Raw genomic sequence first — 20315 nt, 5'->3', positions numbered from 1 at the left:
CTTTCCATTTCGCCCCTAATAATCCCCACACAAAGGAGACATCGTGACAGAACCCACGACAACCCAGGCCGGCGCACCAATTGGGAGCGACGAACATTCGCTCACGACAGGTCCTGATGGCGTAATCGCGCTGCACGATCGTTTTCTGGTCGAGAAGCTTGCCGCGTTCAACCGCGAGCGGGTGCCGGAGCGCAACCCCCACGCCAAGGGTGCTGGAGCATTTGGTGAGTTCGTCGTCACAGAAGACGTCTCTCGTTTCACCAAGGCTGCCGTCTTCCAGAAGGGTGCAACGAGCGAAACCATTCTGCGTTTCTCGTCCGTAGCAGGAGAACAAGGTTCGCCCGATACTTGGCGCGACGTGCGCGGCTTCGCACTGCGTTTCTACACCACCGAGGGAAACCTCGACATCGTCGGAAACAACACTCCCGTCTTCTTCATTCGTGACGGCATGAAGTTCCCCGACTTCATCCACTCGCAGAAGCGCCTCGGCGACTCCGGCCTTCGCGACGGCGACATGCAGTGGGACTTCTGGACCCTCTCGCCCGAAAGCGCCCACCAGGTCACGTACCTCATGGGCGACCGCGGCCTCTCCAAGTCATGGCGCCACCTCAATGGCTACAGCTCGCACACCTACCAGTGGATCAACGCCGAAGGCGAACGCTTCTGGGTGCAGTACCACTTCAAGTCCCGCCAGGGCGTTGAACTGATGGAAGCTGCCGAAGCCGAGCGCATCGCCGGAGAAGACGCTGACTACTACCGTCGCGACCTCTTCAACGCCATCGCCGACGGCGACTACCCCACCTGGGATGTCTCCGTGCAGGTCATGCCGTACGAAGAAGCCAAGACCTACCGCTTCAACCCCTTCGACCTCACCAAGACGTGGTCGCACAAGGACTACCCGCTGATTCCGGTTGGCCACTTCACGCTCAACCGCAACCCGGAGAACTTCTTCGCCCAGATCGAGCAGTCAGCGTTCTCGCCGTCGAACATGGTTCCCGGCACCGACATCAGCCCAGACAAAATGCTGATGGCCCGTGTGTTCTCCTACCCGGATGCCCAGCGCAACCGCATCGGAACCAACTACAACCAGCTGCCGGTGAACCAGCCGCACGCCTCCGAAGCGCGCAACTACCAGCACGAAGGTTCCATGAACTACAAGATCGGTGACGCTGCAGCACGCACGTACACGCCGAACTCGTATGGCGGACCCGCAGCTCAGCCCGAGCTTGCCGGCGAAGGTGGCTGGGCAACTGACGGCGAGCTCCTTCGCGCCGCAGCAACCCTGCACTCCGAAGACGACGACTTCGGCCAGGCCGGAACGCTCTACCGCGACGTCTTCTCCGCAGAGTCGAAGGCACGCTTCATCGAAACCCTCACCGGACAGGGCCGCGGCATCACCGTTCCCGAGATCCTCGAGCGTTTCTACTGGTACTGGACAAGTGTGGATGCCGGCCTCGGCGCCACACTGCGCCAGACCGTTCCCGGCAACGGCGACACCCCCAACGAGGAAGCTGACCCCGTAGGAGTCGGCCCCGCCGAATAACACTGAGGTGAATCGCCTGCGCTAACGCGAAGTCGAACACCGGATGCCCGGTCCCCGAAAGTTGGGGGCCGGGCATCCGTTGGTTAACGCTGCAGGTGTCGCCTGTGCTGGAGGTGTCGCAGGTGCCGCGCAACAGAGCGAGCGCCGCCGAGAGCGAGTCCGGTGCTGGCTAGGCCGCGAGCCCCAGGCCCCCATCGATGACAGCGACCGTGCCACCGACGTACGCGATAATGATGACCGCGATTCGCGCAGCGCGGTGGCTGACGTGCCGATTGAGCACCTCGCCAAATACGAGCCCGACCAGCAGTGAGCTGATGATGATGACCCAGCTGAGAGCATCCAACTCAGGAAGCATGCCGCCAGAAAAGAGAGCCTTCGTAACGAGTGAAGTGACGCCGACAATCACAAAGTAGGGCTGAAGTGTGGCCGCAAAGTTCACTTGTGGCCAGCGCATGATCACCGCATAAATACTGATCGCCGGACCGCCGACGCCCGCCGCTGTATTCATAAAACCGGATGCCGCCCCGGCAAGGATCGCGGCCGGTCGCGCCGGCACCACGCGCTCCGAGCGCCTAATGAGCAGCGTCGCGGTGAGGGCAACGAGCACCAGGATGCCAATGCTGAGCTGAGTGATCGGACCAGGTAGTCGTGTCACAAGAAACGACGCGGGCACGATCGTGACAACAGCCGGAATCGCCAACCATGCGAGCGTGCGCCATTCGATGTGTCGCCACACCCGCGGGATGATGAGCGCTGCCGATATGACACCGCAGAGGTTCACCACCAGCACACCGTCGAAGGGGCCGAGCAAGATCACGATCAGCGGCGATGCGACGAGTGCGAAGCCCATCCCGGTGATCCGTTGCGAGAGTGCTCCGATGAGAACAGAGAGCGCGACGAGAGCAAGCACTGACCAAGACTAGAGCGCTGCCGCGCGCATGCTTGCCATCCGGCGAGAAACAGGTGCCGAGCTGGGGTTCTGCGTTAGAGCGTTTTGGAGTAACAGACGCTCAGAGGCTCGCCCACGTAGGCGCCGAAGTTCTCGATGCGCGTGTAGCCCTCGCGCTCGTAGAAACGCATCGCATCGGGCTGGGCCGTTCCCGATTCGAGAACGAGTTCGGTGGCCGACTGAGCGCGAGCCCACTCTTCGAGGCCCTTGAGCACTGCGATGGCGATGCCGGTGCCGCGCTGAGCAGGCGTGACATACATGCGCTTCACTTCGAAGTTGCCATTGTCGAGCTCGCGGAGCCCACCACAACCGGCAGGAACGCCATCGACATAGGCGATCAAGAAGACGACAACCGAGTCAGATGTCGGCTTCGCGCCGGGTTCGCTGTCTTCGGTCCCATAACGCGCCGTTAGTTCCGCACGCTGCGCTGAACGCAGCATTACCGAGTCGGCGTGCTCAAAGGGAACGCTACGGAGTTCGAGTTCGTAAGTGTCTTCCACGTCAGAATCCTAGTCTGCGTGTTGCCGAGAACCTGCCGAGAGCGTTCCAGAACGCTAGAGCGGGCTGGGGAAGATGCCCTGATGGCAGATCATCCAGGTCATGTCGTTGGGCGTGATGTCGCTCATATCGGGGAGCCCAAAAGTCTCGTAACCATCGCCGCCGTAGGTGGTGCCGATGAGTGAGAAGAGCGCTGGGTTGGAGGAAGTATTGAGAAGGCGGCCATCTGCGACCAGACCATTGCCGGCGTATGCCGATGCCGTCAGGGACAGAGTGCCGAGAGTGCACGAATTACCGGGACTGTCTCGTGCTGCGCCCGTACGGGTGCCAAACTCTGCGGCAAGGAGCGAGTTGCCGGCGGGTCCGGTTGCTCCCGTTGCGCCGGTAAGGCCCTGGACGCCTTGTGCTCCGACTGCGCCGGTATCGCCCACCGGACCTCGCAGTCCCATGGGGCCGACTGCACCATCTGCACCATCTGCACCATCAGCGCCCGGTGCGCCTAGGGGGCCGGTGTCGCCCCGGTCGCCGGCGTCGCCCTTAGGGCCCTGCGCTCCGTTGGCTCCGGTGAGGCCCGCAGCGCCGTCCGCGCCGGTCGCCCCGTCGGCACCGTCAAGTCCGTCGGCACCGTCAAGTCCGTCGGCACCCTTAAGTCCATTAGTGCCGTCGGCACCGTTGAGCCCGTTGGCACCAGCCGCGCCGTCACTTCCGTCGGTGCCGTTCGTACCATCGACGCCATCGGCGCCGGCGATCCCGGTTGACGCAGCTTCCGTCGTGAACACTGCCTCAACGAATCCGGCACCGCACGAGTCGGCGGCATCAATGAGCTTGATTGCCGAGGCGGTCGTGTCGACGCAGGCCTTCTGTAGCGCATCCGCAGAACTGGCTTGGGTGGTGCAGCCGGCGAGCATCACGGCGGCAATGGCTGCCCCGGCAAACAATCGAAGCGAACGTGACGGTGTGCGGGGCGCTAAAGACAAAGAGGGGATCCAGACGTGGAAGAGGTGCGACGATCAGCCAAGGGTTGATACAAACATAACGAAGTTCTCTCAGTTAACTCAAGTGGTCTCGGCCCCCAGTGTGGGGGTGCGACGGACGGTCTACCTGCCTGCCATGGTGGGTGGGCACAGCTACAGGGTGCAGAATTCGAATCATGGAGAATGCGACCGACGACCTGCAGAGCGTGGGCAGAGTGCCGATGAGGGATGCAGCCGTGCCAGTGGCATTGGCAGCCTCGGTTCACGCCTTCGACGACGCGATCCGCGCTGTTCGCACCGGCACGATCGATGCCGATACAGCCTCCGCTCAGCTCGTCAGCCTGTTGACCGATAAAGAACTGCTCGGTCTGCTCGACGGTGACTCTCCGCGACGTCTCTTGCCCTTCATCCCTGCCCTTCTCGGGCGGCGACCATTCGTGGCCGGAGCAGTAGCGCGGCTCGGCATCCCCGGCATCCGGTTCAGTGACGGTGCTCGCGGTGTCGTTATCGGTGCCGCTACAGCGTTCCCCGTGACGATGGCGCGGGCAGCAACCTGGGATCCGGAGCTTGAGCAACGGGTCGGGGTGGCGATTGGCGCCGAGACGCGCGCGCGGGGTGCCAACTACTCTGCCTCGGTGTGTGTGAACTTGCTGCGGCATCCCGCCTGGGGGCGTGCGCAGGAATGCTACGGCGAAGACCCGGTTCTCGTCGGTCAGATGGGGGCAGCCCTTACCCGCGGTGTTCGGGTGCACACGATGGCGTGCGTGAAGCATTTCGCGCTCAACTCAATGGAGAACGAGCGCTTCGAAGTGGATGTCGCTGTTGACGACCACGCGCTGCACGAGGTGTATTTGCCCCACTTCAAAGCGGTGGTGGATGCCGGAGCCGACTCGGTCATGAGCGCCTATAACCGGGTGCGCGGCGAATACATGGATGTCAATCGTGCCCTGCTCACGGATGTGCTGCGAGACGAGTGGGGATTCACCGGTTTCGTCACGAGCGACTGGGTGTTCGGTACTCACGATGCTGTCGTCAGCTTGCAAGCGGGAATGGATGTCGAGATGCCCCTGCGGATGCTGCGGGCGCGCGCTCTGCCTGCCGCCCTGCGCAGCGGGGAGCTTGACCGCGCGACCGTGCTCGAGTCTGCTCACCGCATTCTGCGCACCAGCATTCTGCATGTGGCAACGCGCGAACAGCAGGAGCCGGATGTCGCTGTCATCGCCTCTGCCGCGCACCGGGCCCTTGCCCTTCAGGCCGCAGCAGAGTCGATCGTGTTGCTCAAGAACGATGCCGTCGCTGAGGCACCGCTACTGCCATTGGCGCCCAGCACGCGTCGGCTCGCCGTCATCGGGCGACTCGCCGACCAAGCGAACCTGGGCGATCATGGCTCTTCTCGCGTTCGGCCGCCATCCACTGTCTCTCCGCTGCAAGGATTGCGCGACGCGTTCTCCGCGGCACTGATCACGACCGCCACAGGCAAAGACGAGAGTGCTGCGGCGGCGCTCGCGGCTCAGGCAGAGATCGCCGTCGTTGTCGTGGGGCTTGACCAACACGACGAGGGCGAGTCGGTCGTTACCGGGGGAGTCGATGTGGGGATCCTCGGTCGCGCTTTCAACTCTGGTCTGTCTCGTCGTATCTTCATCGGGCTTGCGCACCTCGCAGCACGCTTCGTGCGCGGCGGCGACCGGAGCTCGCTCGAGCTTCGACCCGCCGATGTGAGTCTCATCCGTGCCGTTACCGCGGCCAATCCGCGCACCGTCGTGGTGCTGATCGGCGGCAGCGCGATCCTGACCGATGACTGGCGGGATCGCGTTCCGGCGCTTGTTCTTGCCTGGTACGGCGGCATGGAGGGCGGGCACGCGCTCGCGAGTATGCTCACGGGAGAGACCGAACCCGGAGGTCGGTTGCCGTTTGTCATCCCGCGCGACGCGGCGCATCTGCCCCCGTTCGATAGCGCAGCTAAGGCAGTCGTGTACGACGACCGATGGGGCCAGCGCCACCTTGACGGCCAAGGCATTGCTCCCGCGTTCCCCCTCGGATTCGGGCTGGGCTACACGACCATGACGCACAAGCTGCTCGACCACACCTTCGCTGACGAGGGCGGCACCGCTCGCGTTCTCGTGACCAATACCGGCGACCGCGACGGATCCACCGTCGTTCAGCTGTACGCCGGTGATCTGGCGGACGAGCATCCGATCGCTCAGCTTCTCGGATTTCAGAAGGTCACCCTGCCGAGCGGCGCAGAGACAACCGTGCAGGTTGCGTTGGATGCGGGGCCGACGTTGCAGCGTGATCCGAGCACCCGGCAGTGGCACCCGCGAGCGGGCGAGTGGGCGCTGATCGCCGCTCACCACAGCCCCTCACGCTGGGCTGGAGCAGTGCCGTTGCGGCCCGCCGCGAACTAGCGGCCTACCGCCTGCGCCTGCGCCTGCGCCTGCGCCTGCGCCTGCGCCTACGCCTGCGACCGCGACTGCGCGTGCGGAAGTGCGTCGATGCGAACACGCAGCGCCTCGTCGTTGCGAAGCACTGCCCGAATCAGTCGGCGGCCCTCCCAGCGCACCGAGGCGAGCCTCTGGTCGGGCCTCAGCACGAGCTCTCCCTCAGAAGACGCGTACCGCTTCTGCAGGTCTTCCAGCTCATCTGCTTTCAGAAGCGCCACCGTGCTGTTGTCTGTGGGATCAGTCAATCGAACGAGGGCGGAGTCTCCTCTGAGATCGCTCGCCACCATTTGTCGTTCGCTGGCGGCAAGAATAGCTTTTTGAGCAGCGCGAGTTACGACTATCGGCCGGGCCGGGCCATCAAGCAGGCCAGTGAGAACGTCTGCCGCGGCATCCGGTCGGCCAGTGCTCTTCGCTGCCGCTTGCATCCGTTCGAGGCGACCGGGTTCGCGCACGATCTGGTCGATCTTCCAGCCGAGCGTGGTGACGTCGTTGCAACGAACAGCGGCACCCTGTTCCATCAGGTAGTCGCCGTTGCGAACCTCTTGCCCCGGGATGGGGTTCACCAGCACCATAGGCAACCCTGCCGCCATGCATTCGGAGGCCGATAACCCACCCGGTTTGCCCACGAACAGGTCGGCGCTTCTGAGCAATGCGGGCATCTCTGTCGTAAACCCCAGCACGTTAAAGCGATCGTCAGCCCCGACGAGTTTCTCAATGCCCGTGCGAGTCTCCTCATTGTGCCCGCACACGACGGTCGCTCTAAAAGCCGAGCGCATATGCAGTGTCTGCCGCACCACCGCGATGGCGTAGTCCCCGCCCGCTGCACCAGCAGAAATCAAGATATGGGGGATGTCGTGGGCGACGCGGTCGGGTTCGGCATCCGAATACGAACTGATCGGGATGCCGGTTGCTGCCACACGGTCGGCCGGCAGGCCGAGCGCCATCAGCTCGATTTTGCCTTCCTCGCGCGCCACATTAAACGAGTGGAATGCGCTGGTCAGCCAGAGGCCTTGAGGGTCGTAGTCGGTCGTGACCACCGCTGTTTTGGCGTCGATGACTCCGCGCATGAGGAGCGTGGCCATGAGTTGGGCGGGAAGAAAGTGTGTGCTGACGATGGCGGTCGGCTGAAAGCGTTTGATCGCCCGAATCACGGGAAGAGAGTTGGCCTGGGTCCAGGGGTCGATCGGTCCGCGGCGCCAAAACGGGGCGTCGCTGACGTCGTAAGCCCACTCGAGCAGCCAGGGCAAGCCTTTCGCCAGCACGAAATAACCCTTGCCCAACACGTCGCGGTAGAGGGCACTGCTGACCTGCAAGACGTCGAGCACCTGCACTTCAGCGACATCGGTGCGCGCATCGCAGGCTTGGCGCACTGCTGCTGCGGCACTGTTGTGGCCCGATCCGACGCCGGCAGAGAGAATCAGTACCCGTTCCCCGGAGTCAGCGTCGGGGCGGGCAGTCGGGGTGCGGGGCATGGAGAAATGATAGTCGAGCAGGGGGTGGCTCAGCAGGCTGTGTCTCAGCCGGCTCCGTGCGACTCAGAGCCAGCGGTGATCGACGGTCGCAGCACGCGCCGCCTCAGCAAAGCGGGCGAACCGTTCGCGCTCCACAGCGTCATACGTTTCGGCGGCAACGGATGCTTCGAGCCGGTCAATTTGCACAGCCACTGCCGCGGACTGCTCGGTGCGTTGCGCGCGGTAGCCGACCTCCTGCAGCAGTTGGAACAAACGCTCAACCACCCCGGGGTCGCTCGCGCCATAGCGTCGCGGTTGGGTCATCGCGATATCGAGCAGGCTCACAAAGTCGTGGGGCTTGATGATGACGCGCACAATGTTGTCGTCATCGGTGAGTCCGCGTGACTGAATCTCCAGATCGGCAATTGAGCAGAGAGTCGCCGAAATGTGCCCGAGCGTGTGTACGGCCGTCGTCGGGTCGTTGACTCCGGGGGAGAGAGCGCGGGCGGTGATATCGACGAGCTGGCGGATGCCGAAACCGATATCTTGGCTAGCCGTGCGCTCGTAGGCGAGGCTGACGGCGCCGACCAACGCACTGTTAATAGTGGCGCGGTCGTCGTCATCCACATGTCGTAGCGGGTCACGCGGCCACCAGCGCAGCACCGGGGTGCCGCTGACCACGTGATGACCGACGGTGTGTTCTTCGCGTGCCACGATGTCGTTCTTGATCGCGATCGTGAGCAGCCGGGAACGGTCACTGGAACGAATAAAACCGGAGCGCTTCGCGAGACTCAACTCAATGCGCTCGGCGGGCGGCCACTCGGGCAGTTCCGTTTCGCCGGTCGCCATTGTGGATGCCACGAGCTCAATAGTCTTGCTGGTTTCGAGGTAAACCTGCCGCATCGTCGTCTCAATGCGCAGCTGCCGCGCGAGGTGCGCCAAGAACAGCGTGAGCATGACAACACTCGCCAAGGTCAGGAGCGACGCCAACGTCACCGCAAGGCGCGGCACGATCGGGTCGATGGTGTCATCGCCATCCTGAACCGTGCGCAACACCGTGAGGGCATAGGCGAAGGTTCCGACGAACACCGAGAGAGTCCAGTGCACGGTCTGGTCTTTGAGGAAGGTGCGCAGTACGCGCGGCGATGCCTGGCTGCTCGCCAGCTGCAGGGCAACGACAGTGAGGGAGAAGGTGAGGGAGGTCGCCGTGATCAGCGAACCTGAGATGGCGGAGAGCACGGCACGCGCGCTTTCGGGGCCGCCGGCAAACAGGAATCGCTCAACGCCGACCGGCAACGATGAGTCGACGGCGCGGTCGATGAGGGGGAGCACGATGCCCAAGATCACGGCAATGATGATCGACATAGTAGGCAACGGCCACAGCTCAGCGGCGATGCCTTCGCGCACGGTGGCGATCCACCGGCGCAGGGAATTGCGGCGTGCACTCTGTGTTGCTAGCTCGCTCATGACTTCCCTCTCGAATCGCCCTAGTTAATCACGTCAGCCTTTGTTGTGGTGCGTGCCCCTAGGCTGGAGCAACGCCAATGAAAGGAAATCACTCGATTGTTTGAATGGGTATCGTGGCTGGGTCTTGCTCTTGCCGTCGTGATTGCGCTTGTCGCAGTCGTCATCGCCATCGGGGTGCTCTCCCTCATCGTGCGGGGTATCGCACGCCTGCGACCCGGGGTGTACGCAACCTTGGCTCCGACTCGCCGCCGCCTTCGCGTGCTCATGGCCTTGCTTGCCGTGTGGGCTGCTATCTCGATCACTCTTCCGGTGGAGAGCATGCGCGACGTTATCGATGGTGTTCTGCTCGTGCTGGTGATTGCCACTAGCGGGTGGGTGCTGATCGCCGTCATCAACCTTTTGCTCAATCGCACCCTCACTCGATACCCCACTGACGTTCCCGACAACCGGGCCGCTCGCCGCATCCGCACCCAGATTCAACTGATTCGCCGCATCCTCGGAGCGGTCATCATCATCGTCACGATCGGCGCCATCCTGTTGACGCTCCCCGGTGCCGAAGCACTCGGCGCCAGTGTGCTCGCCTCTGCTGGTCTCGTCAGCGTTGTGGCCGGTATCGCCGCGCAGTCCGCTCTCGCCAATGTCTTTGCCGGAATGCAGCTCGCCTTCAGCGACGCCATCCGAGTGGATGACGTTGTTATTGCCGACGGCGAATGGGGTCGCATCGAAGAGATCACCCTCACCTACATCGTCGTGAGCATCTGGGATCAGCGCCGCCTCGTGCTGCCCTCTACGTACTTCACGACAACGCCATTCCAGAACTGGACGCGTAACGCCACCGAACTTCTCGGCGAGATCAACTTCGATCTCGACTGGCGCGTCAACATCGACCAGATGCGCGTGCACCTCAAGAAGATCGTCGCCGAATCCGACCTGTGGGACGGCCGCACCGCTAACATCCAAGTCGTGGATGCCACGGGTGGCTTCGTGCGCGTTCGTGTGCTGATTAGCGCCGCTGACTCTGGCGCGCAATGGGACCTCCGCACCCACGTGCGCGAAGAGATGGTCGGATGGCTGCAGCAGAAAGACTCCGCCGCCTTGCCGCGCACTCGCGTGCTCATGGTCGACAACGAAGCCCGCGGTCGCACCAAGGGCTCGGTTGAACCCCAAGAGCGCGGCCTGTTCAGCGGTAGCGCTGAGGCCGACGCTCGTCGTCAAGAGTTCACGGGAGCGATTCCGGTTCAAGACAACGTGCCCGAGAACCTGGTTGGCCCAGAAGAGACCGATGCCGATGAGGCTCAGACTTCCACCGCCAAGCGCGTCACCAACGACTAGGAGTCATTCAGGATGCCCGGCCTCGACAACGCTGTCAGTTCCCCGCCACTCAGTTCACGCAGCTGGGGGTTGGTGCCGGCAGCGCTGCTGAGTGGATCGGCGGTGCTGATGTTCTCGCTTCGGCTTCCGCTGCTGGGCTATGTCGTGGTGGCATTGGCGCTCGCCGCCGCGTGGTTCACCGACAGCCGCAAGCTCACTGAGGGTCTCGCGAAAGACCTGCTGCTGATCGCGGTCGGTATGATCATCGTCTCCACGGTGTCGGTCGAAGCCGACATCAGCTGGGGCAACTTCTTTCTGCTGGGGTTTGTGCTGGCTGCGGCCGTTGCCGTGCCCTACGCACTGTCACGGTTTGTGTTCAAAGACCGCCTCATCCGCTTTCCGTGGCGGGGCGGATGGCCGTGGAACCGTGTTCAGTGGGGTTACCTGTTTCTCGTGCTCTTTCTCGGCTGGCTCATCTTGCCGTTCTACTTCATCACGAGTGGGGTCTACCTCAACTGGCCGATCGTCACGACGCCCGACGAGATCGGTCGGCTCTTTGTCGGAGTGAACGCGGTGGGCACGTGGGATGAGCTGTTCTTCATCCTCACCGTCTTCGTGCTCTTCCGCCGGCACTTCCCGGTGTGGCAGGCGAACCTGCTGCAGATGGTGATTTTCGTAGCGTTCCTGTGGGAACTTGGCTACCAGTCATGGGGCCCACTGCTGACGATCCCGTTCGCCCTGCTGCAGGGCTGGATCTACTCGACCACCAAGTCGCTCGTCTACGTGCTGAGCGTGCACCTACTATTTGACGCGGTGGTCTTCCTCGTCATTGTGCACGCCAGAAACCCGGGAGTGATCGGGTTCTTCCTGCTCTAGCGCGAAGCTACTCTTTGCCGCCGGGAGGGCCCGCGATGAGCAGAACGACGTAGAGCAGAATGACGGCGCCCGCGATGAGGGCCACCAAGATGTACGGGTGGTTCAAGAACCACCGCATCGTGCGGTCGATCCAGCCAGCATCACGCGGATGATCGGATGCTTCCTTGCGCCAGTCGCCCTTCAAGCGACCCGTGCGTGCAAGCCACAGCTCCACCGGAATGGTCGCGTACGGAATCACGGCGCTACCGATGGTGAGAACGGCGGTGCCGACGCTCCAACGCTGGTTCACCGTCAACAACACGGCCGTGGCACCGTAGGCGAGGAAGACGAAACCGTGGATGGCCCCACCGATCGACACCGCGACATCCAGCCCCGCCGTAGCGCGCAAGATGAGGCCGGTGATGAGCAGAGTCCAGGTGACCGCCTCAGCGAACGCAAGGACGCGGAACAGTGACTTGGGGGTCGCAAACATGGAGCCGAGCTTTCAGTATTAGGCGTTGGCCATCAACGAGCTGATCGCGCTCGTGAAGAACGTGAGGCCGTCGGTGCCCGAACGCATTGCCGCGCGAGTGTCTGGGCCAAAGCCAGGCTCGGTCGCGTGCTCGGGATGAGGCATCAGGCCCACAACGTTGCCACGGGCATTCGAGATGCCGGCAATGTCATTCGCCGACCCGTTGGGGTTGACCTCGAGGTAGCGGAACACAACCTGGCCTTCACCCTCAAGGCGGTCAAGAGTGTTCTGGTCGGCAATGTAGCCGCCCTCACCGTTCTTGAGCGGGATGATGATCTCTTCGTCTTCTTTGAAGCCGTTGCTCCAGGCAGTGTCGATGTTCTCGACGCGCAGCTTCTGGTCGCGGCAGACAAAGTCACCGTGGTCGTTGCGCACAAGACCACCGGGCAGAAGGTGCGATTCCACCAAAATCTGGAAACCGTTGCAGATGCCCAGTACAGGCATTCCGGCGTTAGCGGCCGTGATGACTTCGCTCATGATGGGCGAGTGGGCTGCGATTGCGCCGGCACGCAGGTAGTCGCCGTAGCTGAACCCACCGGGCAGAACGATGGCATCCACGTTCTTGAGGTCGTGGTCACCGTGCCACAGGGCTACCGGCTCACCGCCACCCAGCTTGACCGCACGCTGAGCGTCACGATCATCGAGCGAACCCGGAAAGGTGATGACTCCGACGCGCACTATGCGCCCTGAGCGTCGTCGGCACCGCGAGCCTCGCCGACATAAATCACGTCTTCGATCACCGTGTTGGCAAGAAGATCGTTGGCGATCTCGCGGGCCTCAGCCAGCAGCTCGTCAGTGATCGGGCCCTCAACGGTGAGCTCAAAACGCTTACCGATGCGCACCGCGCTGAACTCGCTCTTGTCGAGACGGACGAGGGCGCCGGCTACGGCCTTACCCTGAGGATCGAGGATTTCAGCCTTAGGCATTACCTCGACGACAATAATTGGCACCGAATCACTCCATGATTTCGCGCGGGCGGATTGCACCAAGTCTAGCGGAGGCTGGTGGTGCGCCAGACTGTACCCATGGACATTGACCGCGCAGTGCAATCTCGCATCGTTCGTACGCTCGTCGCGGGGCAAGTGCTCGCCGGGCTGGGTCTCGGAGCAACCGTTGCCGTCGGTGCGATTCTGGCTGCCGATCTGGGTGGCGAGACGCTCTCGGGCGCGGCAGCGACATCCAGCACTTTGGGTGCAGCACTCGTGTCGATTCCGCTGGCACGACTTGCTCAGCGTTGGGGGCGGCGGCCTGCGCTGGCTCTGGGCGCGGGCGTTGCGGCCGGCGGTTCGCTCATCACCGTGATCGCGGTGGGCGTCGCGTTCTTCCCGCTCCTCATTCTTGGATTTGCGATGCTCGGTGTCGGAACGGCGGTCGGCCTGCAGGCGCGCTTTGCGGCGACGGATGTCGCGGCTCCGGCACATCGTGGTCGTGACCTCTCGCTCGTTGTCTGGTCGACCACGATCGGTGCCGTCGCCGGCCCGAACCTCATCGGCCCGGGCGAAGCGATTGCGCAGTGGCTGTCCTTGCCCACCAACACCGGATCGTTTGTCTTCGCGATCGCCGCGCAGCTCGCAGCGATGGCGCTCTATCTTGTGGCGCTGCGACCCGATCCGCTCACTCTCGCCCGCAACCGTCCGGTGGATGCCACCGTTGCGGCGGATGCCGGAATCGTGCGCGGTCGTGGCCCGTTGGTTTTCGCTATCGCTGCTATCGCGATCAGCCATGCGGTGATGGTCTCGATCATGGCAATGACGCCCGTGCACTTGAGCCACCACGGAGCGAGCCTCACGATCATCGGCTTCACCATCAGCCTGCACATCGCCGGTATGTACGCACTCTCGCCCGTGTTCGGTTGGGCGAGTGACCGTTTCGGGCGCATCCCGACAATTCTTATCGGGCAAGGGTTCTTCGCGGCATCCGTCGTGGTCGTTGCTCTGGGAGAACTCAGCAACACGGCTGTCACCGTCGGGCTTGTGTTGCTAGGGCTCGGCTGGAGCGCGTCAACCGTTGCGGGCTCGGCTCTCGTCGCCGACCTTGCGACCGGAAAAACGAAGCTCCGCATTCAGGGTCGCAGTGACACCATCATGAGTCTCGCCGGTGCCTTTGGCGGAGGGTTTGCGGGGCCCATCCTCACTCAGGTTGGCTACGCCGGTCTCGCCTGGGGTGCCGGAATCCTGGTGCTGGTCGTTACGGTGGCCGCGCTCGTCGTCTGGCGAAGCGCTGCTGTTGCCGCAGCCGAAGAAGTATTGCTCGACGACAAAGTCACCTCATAACAAAGGCCTCTCCGCGCAGTGCGCAGAGAGGCCTCGTCAGGAAATCACGAGAGCGCGACTACTGCTGGAGTGCAGCCTGAAGGTCGAAGGTGAGGGTCACGTCTTCGCCGAGAAGAACGCCGCCGGTTTCGAGAGCTGCGTTGTAGTTCACGCCGAAGTCGGTGCGGTTGATCACAGTGCTGGCGCTTGCCGCCGCAATGGTCTGGCCGTAGGGGTTCTGGGCGATGCCGCCGAACTCGCCCTTCAGGGTGACAGGCTTCGTGACGCCACGGAGGGTGAGGTCACCCTCGATGGTGAGGTCATCACCGTTGATTGCGACCGAGGTCGACGTGAAGGTGGCGGTGGGGAACTGCTCAACGTTGAAGAAGTCGTTGGTGCGCAGGTGACCGTCGCGGTCAGCCTGGTTGGTGTTGATCGTCGCCATGGCGATCTCTGCCGTCACCGAATTCTCGGCGGGCGTTTCGGAGGTGACGATCGTGCCCGAGAAACCATCGAAAGTTCCGCGAACCTTGCTGATCATGAGGTGCTTGACGGTGAAAGAAACCGTCGAGTGAGCGGCATCAATCTGCCAGGTGCCGGTAGTGAAACTGGGGTGTTCAACGAGAGAAGTAGTCATGTAAATCGGCAACTCTCGGTAGGGTCGATTCATTCCGCGAACGCGGGTCTGTTCGCTGGGAGCGTTACTCGGTAATCATCGAGGCCACCCACAGCATCCGCTGCCCAATTGACGAGCGACAGTAGGTAGGCTCGCACTATGGACACCACGGGACTCGACGAATTTCTTGAGCACAACGACTTCTCTGGCACGGTCCTCATCAAGCGAGGCAACGCCACTATTTACGAGGCTGTCGCCGGCAAGGCCAGCCAGCGCTGGGATGTGCTGAATACGCCAGATACTCGCTTCGACTCGAGCTCGATCACGAAACTCTTCACGAGCGTGGCGGCGCTGCAGCAGGTCTCGAAGAATGACCTCGATCTTGAGACATCCATCCACCACTATGTGGACTTGGCTGACACGGAAATCGACCCTGCGGTCACGCTGCTTCACCTGCTCACCCACACGAGTGGCATTGCGGATGACGTGGATGAGGAGGAGGGCGAAAGCTACGCCGACCTCTGGGCAGAGTTCCCGACCTACACAATTCTTGAGCCCGCCGACCAGCTCCCCACCTTTGTAAACAAGGAGTCGCTGGCCGAGCCCGGTGTTGAGTGTGTCTACACCAACGCAGGTTACGTGCTCGCTGGCCTTGCGCTCGAGAAGGTCACGAAGACCGACTACCGCCAGTACATTTTCGACGAGGTCTTCACGCCAGCCAGCATGGTCGACTCGGGGTTCTATGACCGCCGGGATGCCGCCCCTCGCGTAGCTGAAGGCTGGGACTACATCGACGGCCGGTGGGTTTCCAATATCTACAGCGCCCCGCCCATTGGCCTGCCCGATGGCGGAGCCCACGTCACCGCCGCTGACCTGATTCGCTTCATTCAGGCTGTGCGCAACGGCGACCTTCTCGACACCGAATTCACGGAAGAGTTTCTCACCCCGCAAGTGCAGTACGACGAAGAGACCTGGTACGGCTTCGGGCTCGAGTTCGACATGAACGAAGATGGCACCGTGCGCAGCTACTTCGCTGACGGAGTAAGCCCCGGCGCCTCCGGAATCGTTCGCCACTACCTCGAGAACGGTCTCGACGTTGTCGTGCTCTCGAACTCTGAAGAGGGTGCCTGGCCGGTCATCCGCGAGATCGACGAACGCCTCGGCGGGTAACGTCACGCTTCACGCTTCACGCTTCACGCTTCACGCTTCACGCTTCACGCTTCACGCTTCACGCTTTCGGGTGCGGGACGTCGCGAAGCCGCGCTGTGGCCTGATACCAAGAACTGGTGCGGAAGTACCTGTCCCCTGCCTCCCGCGAGATGCTACTCTTGGCGGTAACAAATAATTCCTCGCCTATGCGAACGTGCCTCGGCTCCGGGAATAGATCGTCGGTGACGGAGGAGGATGACCTCTAACCGCACGCGAGAATTCCGGCGAAGGGGTCGAGGTCATGGTTGATGGCGGGAGTGTTCCGCTTGGGTCCGTTTCGCGAGAAATTGTGGTTCGTGTTCAGCATTTGGTCAAGCGCTACGGCACCGATGTTGTCGCGGTTGACGGGGTCGATCTCGAGGTCGCGCACGGTGAAATTGTCGGTCTGCTCGGCCCTAATGGTGCGGGCAAGACAACAACAATCGAGTGCATCGTCGGGCTACGCCAGCCGACAGAGGGCACTATTTTTGTTCTCGGGGTAGATCCTGCCAAGGAGCGAGATGTGATTACGTCCCGCGTTGCGGTGCAGCCCCAGTCGGCAAGCCTCCTCGAGTTTCAAACTGTGCGTGAGACTGTGGAGTTGTTCGCTTCCTTTCACCCCACTCCCCTTTCTATCGAGAGCGTTCTCGCTGATACCGGCTTGAGTGATGTTTCGAAGCGGCGGGTGAGGAAGCTCTCTGGCGGCGAGCGGCGCCGGCTTTTGCTTGCAGTAGCGCTCATCGGTGACCCGGATCTGTTGGTGCTTGATGAGCCTTCAGCTGGCCTCGACCCGTCTGCACGCCAGTCGCTTTGGGCGCTCATCGAGTCCCTCAAAGTGCGAGGGAAGACGGTACTTTTGTCGACCCATCACATGGATGAAGCGACCAAACTGTGTGATCGAGTCATCATCATTGTCAAAGGCCGTGTCGCCGCTGAGGGCACCCCAAGCGAACTAGTGCGACGCCACTCCAGCGTCAGCTACGTCGAATTCACCGTGCAGGAGAGTGCGAGTTCCGAAGACCTTGAAAACATCGTAGGGAGCCCGTACGAACTTCACCATGTCTCTGGCGGGGTGAGGATAGCGGCAGAAACCACCGACCCGGATGGTCTCATTCGACGCGCAACTTTCAACGTGCGTGTGCAGTCGCGCGATTTCGCTGTTCGCGCTAGCTCGCTCGAAGACGTTTTCCTCGACATTGCCGTTAACGGAGGCCCGAATGCTGGCAACTAAACGTTTTCAGCGCTCTGCCTTTGCGGAGCTGTCGAAGGCGAGCGCACGGGAACTTTTTCGGAATGTAAAAGTCGTCCTCAGCTTGTCGGTACTCTTTCTCTTTTTCCTCCTGTTGACGATTGCAATAAATACGATGGTCAACGGCGGACCCAAGCCAGCTGTCGCCGTCGTTGCTGACAACGTTTACGGCTCAGATCTTGTGACGGAGCTCACGCATCGAGGGATCGAGGCCGAGGAAGTCGCGGAAGCTGCCGCGCCGGCGGAGGGCGGATATACCGCTGTCGTCCGATTCGCGAACGGCGAGGCGGCGGTTACTCTCGCCGCTAAGGGGACGCCGGCCTGGATTGAGCTTGCAGATGCGGTGCATCAGGTAGGTATTCCGAGCGCGGACATCCGAGTGGTGGATACCAACGGCTTCGAATCGATCGACTTTCTCCGGCAGAACTTGGCAACCGTTCTCGTGATGGGCTTTCTAGGGCTCGCGCTTCTCGGGACAGCGGTGCCCTTGGTCACGATGAGAAGGCAGGGCACTCTTCGCCTCTTCGGCACTACACCGGTGCGACGGCTCACATTCTTAGTCGCCCAAACTCCGGTTCAGTTTGGGTTGGGCGTGCTGCAGAGTGGAATCGTGATCGCGATTGCGGCCGCCAGCGGGTACATCGAGTCGTTCAATGGCGTGAGGCTATTTGTCACGCTCCTCCTCGGGCTCGCAATGTTCTTCGCGTTTGGATACCTCTTAGCTGCGCGCTCGAAGAACCCTGAGGTGGTGCAACAACTGGCCGGAATCTTTCCTATCCTCATTGCGCTTTCGTCAGGAATCATGTTCCCGTTGCAGTTGCTGCCCGAGGTGTTTCAGCAGCTGCCCAAGTTTCTCCCGACGACTTGGTTTATGCAGGCTGTCAGCACAGATATCGCCGGGGTGCAGCCATTCTTGAGCGTCTATATTCTGTGGGCGATGATGGCGGCGACTACTGCGCTTATGGCCGTGATCGGGGCGCGTTTGTTCCGCTGGGATCAGGGTGATCTGTGACGACCGTCGCCTGAAGCCTTCGGGGCCAGAGGGGTGTGCTCGCCCTAGTTCGCGGTTGTCACACGAATCGTGTTGGCCCACGGGTCATCGAAGCTGAGGGTCTGACCATCGTGGCGTAACGGGATGCCGTGGTGCGTCATCCGTTCGCCGAGCGCTCCGAGGTCGTCGGCGCTCGGCACCGCGATGTCGACTTGGGCGAGGCCGAGGGCGGGCAGGCGCGGGCCAGCGCCGCTTGAGTTCCACGTGTTCATGGCCATGTGGTGGTGGTAGCCGCCCGCGCTCACGAACACGGCGCTGCCGGGGATCTCGGTGGTCGCTTCGAAGCCGAGTTGTTTGACGTAAAACTCGCGAGCGGTTGCGACGTCACCGACTTGCAGGTGCACATGGCCGACACGGGCGCCGCCGATCACGGGCTGCTCAACGGCGGCCGCGGTGAGGTTCTCCTGCAGAAAGCCGTTGGGGTCGAGAAAGAGGGTGGCCATTTCGACGGCTCCGTGGGTCCAGCTCCACTGGGTGCGGTCGCGATCCCAATACAGCTCAACGCCGTTACCTTCGGGGTCGGTGAAGTAGAAGGCTTTGCTCACGAGGTGATCGGCGCTGCCGGTGAATGTCTTCGGATAGCGAGTGGCAACCGAGTAGACGGATCCCGCCAGCGCCGCTTCGGTGTCGAACAGGATGGCCGTGTGGAAGAGTCCGGCATCGCGGGGGCTCGCATGCTTGAGCGCTGGCGAGTGCTTGAGGATAACGACGGGTGTGGTGCCGCGACCGAGAATGACCGTGTCGGCAGACTCGCTGAGCACGGTGAGGGCTACGGCATCCCGGTAATACGCGGTGAGGGCGTCGAGGTTGGCGACGCTGAGCGTCACCGCGCCCATGGCGGTGTCGGGGGCGAGCAGATCGGTCATGGGTGGTACAACCGTGCGATTGTCTGCGCTATTCCGCAAGCGGCTTGACCTAGAGCGCACTCCAACTCTTAGAGTCCTAAACATGATCTCCCTCGAAGAAATGACCGCCCGCCAACAACCCCTCGAATCCAAGTTCGGCTACCGCAGCACAGCATCCGAAGTAATTGCCGGCTTCGACCTCGCCGGCAAGACCGCTGTCGTCACCGGCGGCTACTCGGGCCTCGGCTTCGAAACGGTGAAGGCGCTCGCCGAAGCCGGCGTCACTGTGATCGTTCCCGCCCGTCGCCCTGAGAAGGCTGCCGAAGTGCTCGCCGGTGTTGACGGCGTTCAGATCGAAGCAATGGATCTCGGCGACCTCGACTCCGTTGCCGCATTCACCGCCAGCATGCGCGATGCGGGCACGCCCGTTGACCTCATGATCAACGCCGCCGCCGTTATGGCCACGCCTGAATTGCGCACGCCGCAGGGCTGGGACCTGCAGTTCGGCACCAACCTCCTCGGACACTTCGCACTCGTCGCTGGCCTCGAACCCCTGCTTCAGGATGGCGCGCGAATCGTGTCGTACTCCTCGGTTGGCCACTGGCGCTCGCCCGTGAACTTCGACGACATCAACTTCGACACCACCGACTACGAGCCGTGGGTTGCCTACGGCCAATCGAAGACAGCGGATGCCCTGCTCGCTGTTGCTCTGGATGCTCGTCTGGCCGGCCGCGGCATCCACGCGTTCTCGGTGCACCCCGGTGGCATCATGACCGACCTGCAGCGCAACATGCCCCGCGAAGAACTGCTCGCACGCAAGTGGATCGACGAAGACGGCAACCCCAACCCGCTCTTCAAGACGCCAGCCGAAGGCGCATCGACCGGGCTCTGGGCGGCGACCGCTCCCGAGCTCGCCGACCGTGGGGGCGCGTACTGCGAAGACTGCTCCATCAAGGGCATCGTTGCGGATGACCACGCCGACATGACGACCGGTGGCGCCAAGCAGTGGGCTGTTGACCCCGAAGCCGCCGAGAAGCTCTGGGTGGTCGCAGTGAAGGCGACAGGGTTGGATCCGTTCAGTCGCTAGCGGACG

At 62.5% G+C, this 20315-nt stretch carries 19 protein-coding genes; 9 read left to right on the top strand and 10 right to left on the bottom strand.

Annotation, left to right across the window (positions count from 1 at the left end; genetic code table 11):
• Positions 1 to 43 precede the first annotated feature (43 nt).
• Positions 44 to 1543: a catalase gene (locus I6E81_RS07285; protein WP_197106672.1), complete on the top strand. Its 1500-nt coding sequence runs from the start codon at positions 44 to 46 to the stop codon at positions 1541 to 1543.
• Positions 1544 to 1712: 169 nt separating this feature from the next.
• On the opposite strand, the gene I6E81_RS07280 is transcribed toward I6E81_RS07285, so the two are convergent.
• From I6E81_RS07280 to I6E81_RS07270, 3 genes are all read right to left on the bottom strand, one after another.
• Positions 1713 to 2453 carry a sulfite exporter TauE/SafE family protein gene (locus tag I6E81_RS07280; protein WP_197106671.1) on the bottom strand — a complete coding sequence of 247 codons (741 nt, stop codon included), beginning with the start codon at positions 2451 to 2453 and terminating at the stop codon, positions 1713 to 1715.
• A gap of 74 nt (positions 2454 to 2527) precedes the next feature.
• The gene (locus I6E81_RS07275) at positions 2528 to 2992 is read right to left on the bottom strand and encodes a GNAT family N-acetyltransferase (protein WP_197106670.1); all 465 of its coding nucleotides are present in this window, start codon (positions 2990 to 2992) and stop codon (positions 2528 to 2530) included.
• A 54-nt stretch (positions 2993 to 3046) separates the two neighbouring features.
• The gene (locus tag I6E81_RS07270; protein ID WP_197106669.1) at positions 3047 to 3967 is read right to left on the bottom strand and encodes a phage tail protein; all 921 of its coding nucleotides are present in this window, start codon (positions 3965 to 3967) and stop codon (positions 3047 to 3049) included.
• Positions 3968 to 4140: 173 nt separating this feature from the next.
• On the opposite strand from I6E81_RS07270, the gene I6E81_RS07265 reads away from it, so the two are divergent.
• Entirely contained in the window at positions 4141 to 6369 is a 2229-nt protein-coding gene (locus I6E81_RS07265) for a beta-glucosidase (protein WP_231603882.1), read from the top strand.
• 47 nt (positions 6370 to 6416) lie between these two features.
• Here the strand turns inward: I6E81_RS07265 and I6E81_RS07260 are convergent, their stop codons facing one another.
• Together I6E81_RS07260 and I6E81_RS07255 are read right to left on the bottom strand one after the other, a co-directional pair.
• Complete coding sequence (locus I6E81_RS07260; protein WP_197106668.1) at positions 6417 to 7877, bottom strand: glycosyltransferase; 1461 nt, start codon at positions 7875 to 7877, stop codon at positions 6417 to 6419.
• A 63-nt stretch (positions 7878 to 7940) separates the two neighbouring features.
• A complete protein-coding gene (locus I6E81_RS07255) occupies positions 7941 to 9323 on the bottom strand; it encodes a DUF2254 domain-containing protein (RefSeq protein ID WP_197106667.1) in 1383 nt (460 codons plus the stop codon).
• A 96-nt stretch (positions 9324 to 9419) separates the two neighbouring features.
• Here I6E81_RS07255 and I6E81_RS07250 point away from each other — a divergent pair, with 96 nt between their 5' ends.
• Positions 9420 to 10655, top strand: a complete 1236-nt coding sequence (locus I6E81_RS07250) for a mechanosensitive ion channel family protein (protein WP_197106666.1) — start codon at positions 9420 to 9422, stop codon at positions 10653 to 10655.
• Positions 10656 to 10667: 12 nt separating this feature from the next.
• Entirely contained in the window at positions 10668 to 11510 is an 843-nt protein-coding gene (locus I6E81_RS07245) for a CPBP family glutamic-type intramembrane protease (RefSeq protein ID WP_197106665.1), read from the top strand.
• Between the two features lie 7 nt (positions 11511 to 11517).
• On the opposite strand, the gene I6E81_RS07240 is transcribed toward I6E81_RS07245, so the two are convergent.
• From I6E81_RS07240 to purS, 3 genes are read right to left on the bottom strand one after another with little or no spacing between them, the layout of a single operon-like run.
• Complete coding sequence (locus I6E81_RS07240; protein ID WP_197106664.1) at positions 11518 to 11982, bottom strand: DUF3817 domain-containing protein; 465 nt, start codon at positions 11980 to 11982, stop codon at positions 11518 to 11520.
• Positions 11983 to 12000: 18 nt separating this feature from the next.
• Complete coding sequence (gene purQ, locus I6E81_RS07235) at positions 12001 to 12699, bottom strand: phosphoribosylformylglycinamidine synthase subunit PurQ (protein WP_197106663.1); 699 nt, start codon at positions 12697 to 12699, stop codon at positions 12001 to 12003.
• Positions 12699 to 12971 (bottom strand): phosphoribosylformylglycinamidine synthase subunit PurS, encoded by a 273-nt coding sequence (gene purS / locus I6E81_RS07230; protein ID WP_197106662.1) that lies wholly within the window; start codon positions 12969 to 12971, stop codon positions 12699 to 12701. The genes purQ and purS overlap by 1 nt, the downstream gene beginning before the upstream one ends.
• A 75-nt stretch (positions 12972 to 13046) precedes the next feature.
• Here purS and I6E81_RS07225 point away from each other — a divergent pair, with 75 nt between their 5' ends.
• Positions 13047 to 14294, top strand: coding sequence for an MFS transporter (locus I6E81_RS07225; RefSeq protein ID WP_231603880.1), 1248 nt, complete (start codon positions 13047 to 13049; stop codon positions 14292 to 14294).
• Positions 14295 to 14352: 58 nt separating this feature from the next.
• Here the strand turns inward: I6E81_RS07225 and I6E81_RS07220 are convergent, their stop codons facing one another.
• Positions 14353 to 14910, bottom strand: a complete 558-nt coding sequence (locus I6E81_RS07220; RefSeq protein ID WP_197106660.1) for a YceI family protein — start codon at positions 14908 to 14910, stop codon at positions 14353 to 14355.
• 138 nt (positions 14911 to 15048) lie between these two features.
• Between I6E81_RS07220 and I6E81_RS07215 the strand changes: the two genes are divergently transcribed.
• The 3 genes from I6E81_RS07215 (at position 15049) to I6E81_RS07205 (ending at position 18338) form a co-directional block, all read left to right on the top strand.
• Positions 15049 to 16059 carry a serine hydrolase gene (locus I6E81_RS07215; RefSeq protein ID WP_197106659.1) on the top strand — a complete coding sequence of 337 codons (1011 nt, stop codon included), beginning with the start codon at positions 15049 to 15051 and terminating at the stop codon, positions 16057 to 16059.
• A gap of 280 nt (positions 16060 to 16339) precedes the next feature.
• A complete protein-coding gene (locus I6E81_RS07210) occupies positions 16340 to 17308 on the top strand; it encodes an ABC transporter ATP-binding protein (RefSeq protein WP_197106658.1) in 969 nt (322 codons plus the stop codon).
• Positions 17295 to 18338, top strand: a complete 1044-nt coding sequence (locus I6E81_RS07205; protein WP_197106657.1) for an ABC transporter permease — start codon at positions 17295 to 17297, stop codon at positions 18336 to 18338. The genes I6E81_RS07210 and I6E81_RS07205 overlap by 14 nt, the downstream gene beginning before the upstream one ends.
• 44 nt (positions 18339 to 18382) lie before the next feature.
• On the opposite strand, the gene I6E81_RS07200 is transcribed toward I6E81_RS07205, so the two are convergent.
• A complete protein-coding gene (locus I6E81_RS07200) occupies positions 18383 to 19243 on the bottom strand; it encodes a VOC family protein (RefSeq protein WP_197106656.1) in 861 nt (286 codons plus the stop codon).
• Positions 19244 to 19325: 82 nt separating this feature from the next.
• On the opposite strand from I6E81_RS07200, the gene I6E81_RS07195 reads away from it, so the two are divergent.
• A complete protein-coding gene (locus I6E81_RS07195) occupies positions 19326 to 20309 on the top strand; it encodes an oxidoreductase (RefSeq protein ID WP_197106655.1) in 984 nt (327 codons plus the stop codon).
• Positions 20310 to 20315 lie beyond the last annotated feature (6 nt).

Origin of the sequence: Salinibacterium sp. NG22 (assembly GCF_015864925.1) — a bacterium.
GTDB lineage: Bacteria > Actinomycetota > Actinomycetes > Actinomycetales > Microbacteriaceae > Rhodoglobus.
Note: the sequence above shows the minus strand (reverse complement) of the source record. Positions and strands in the feature narration are given on the sequence as shown.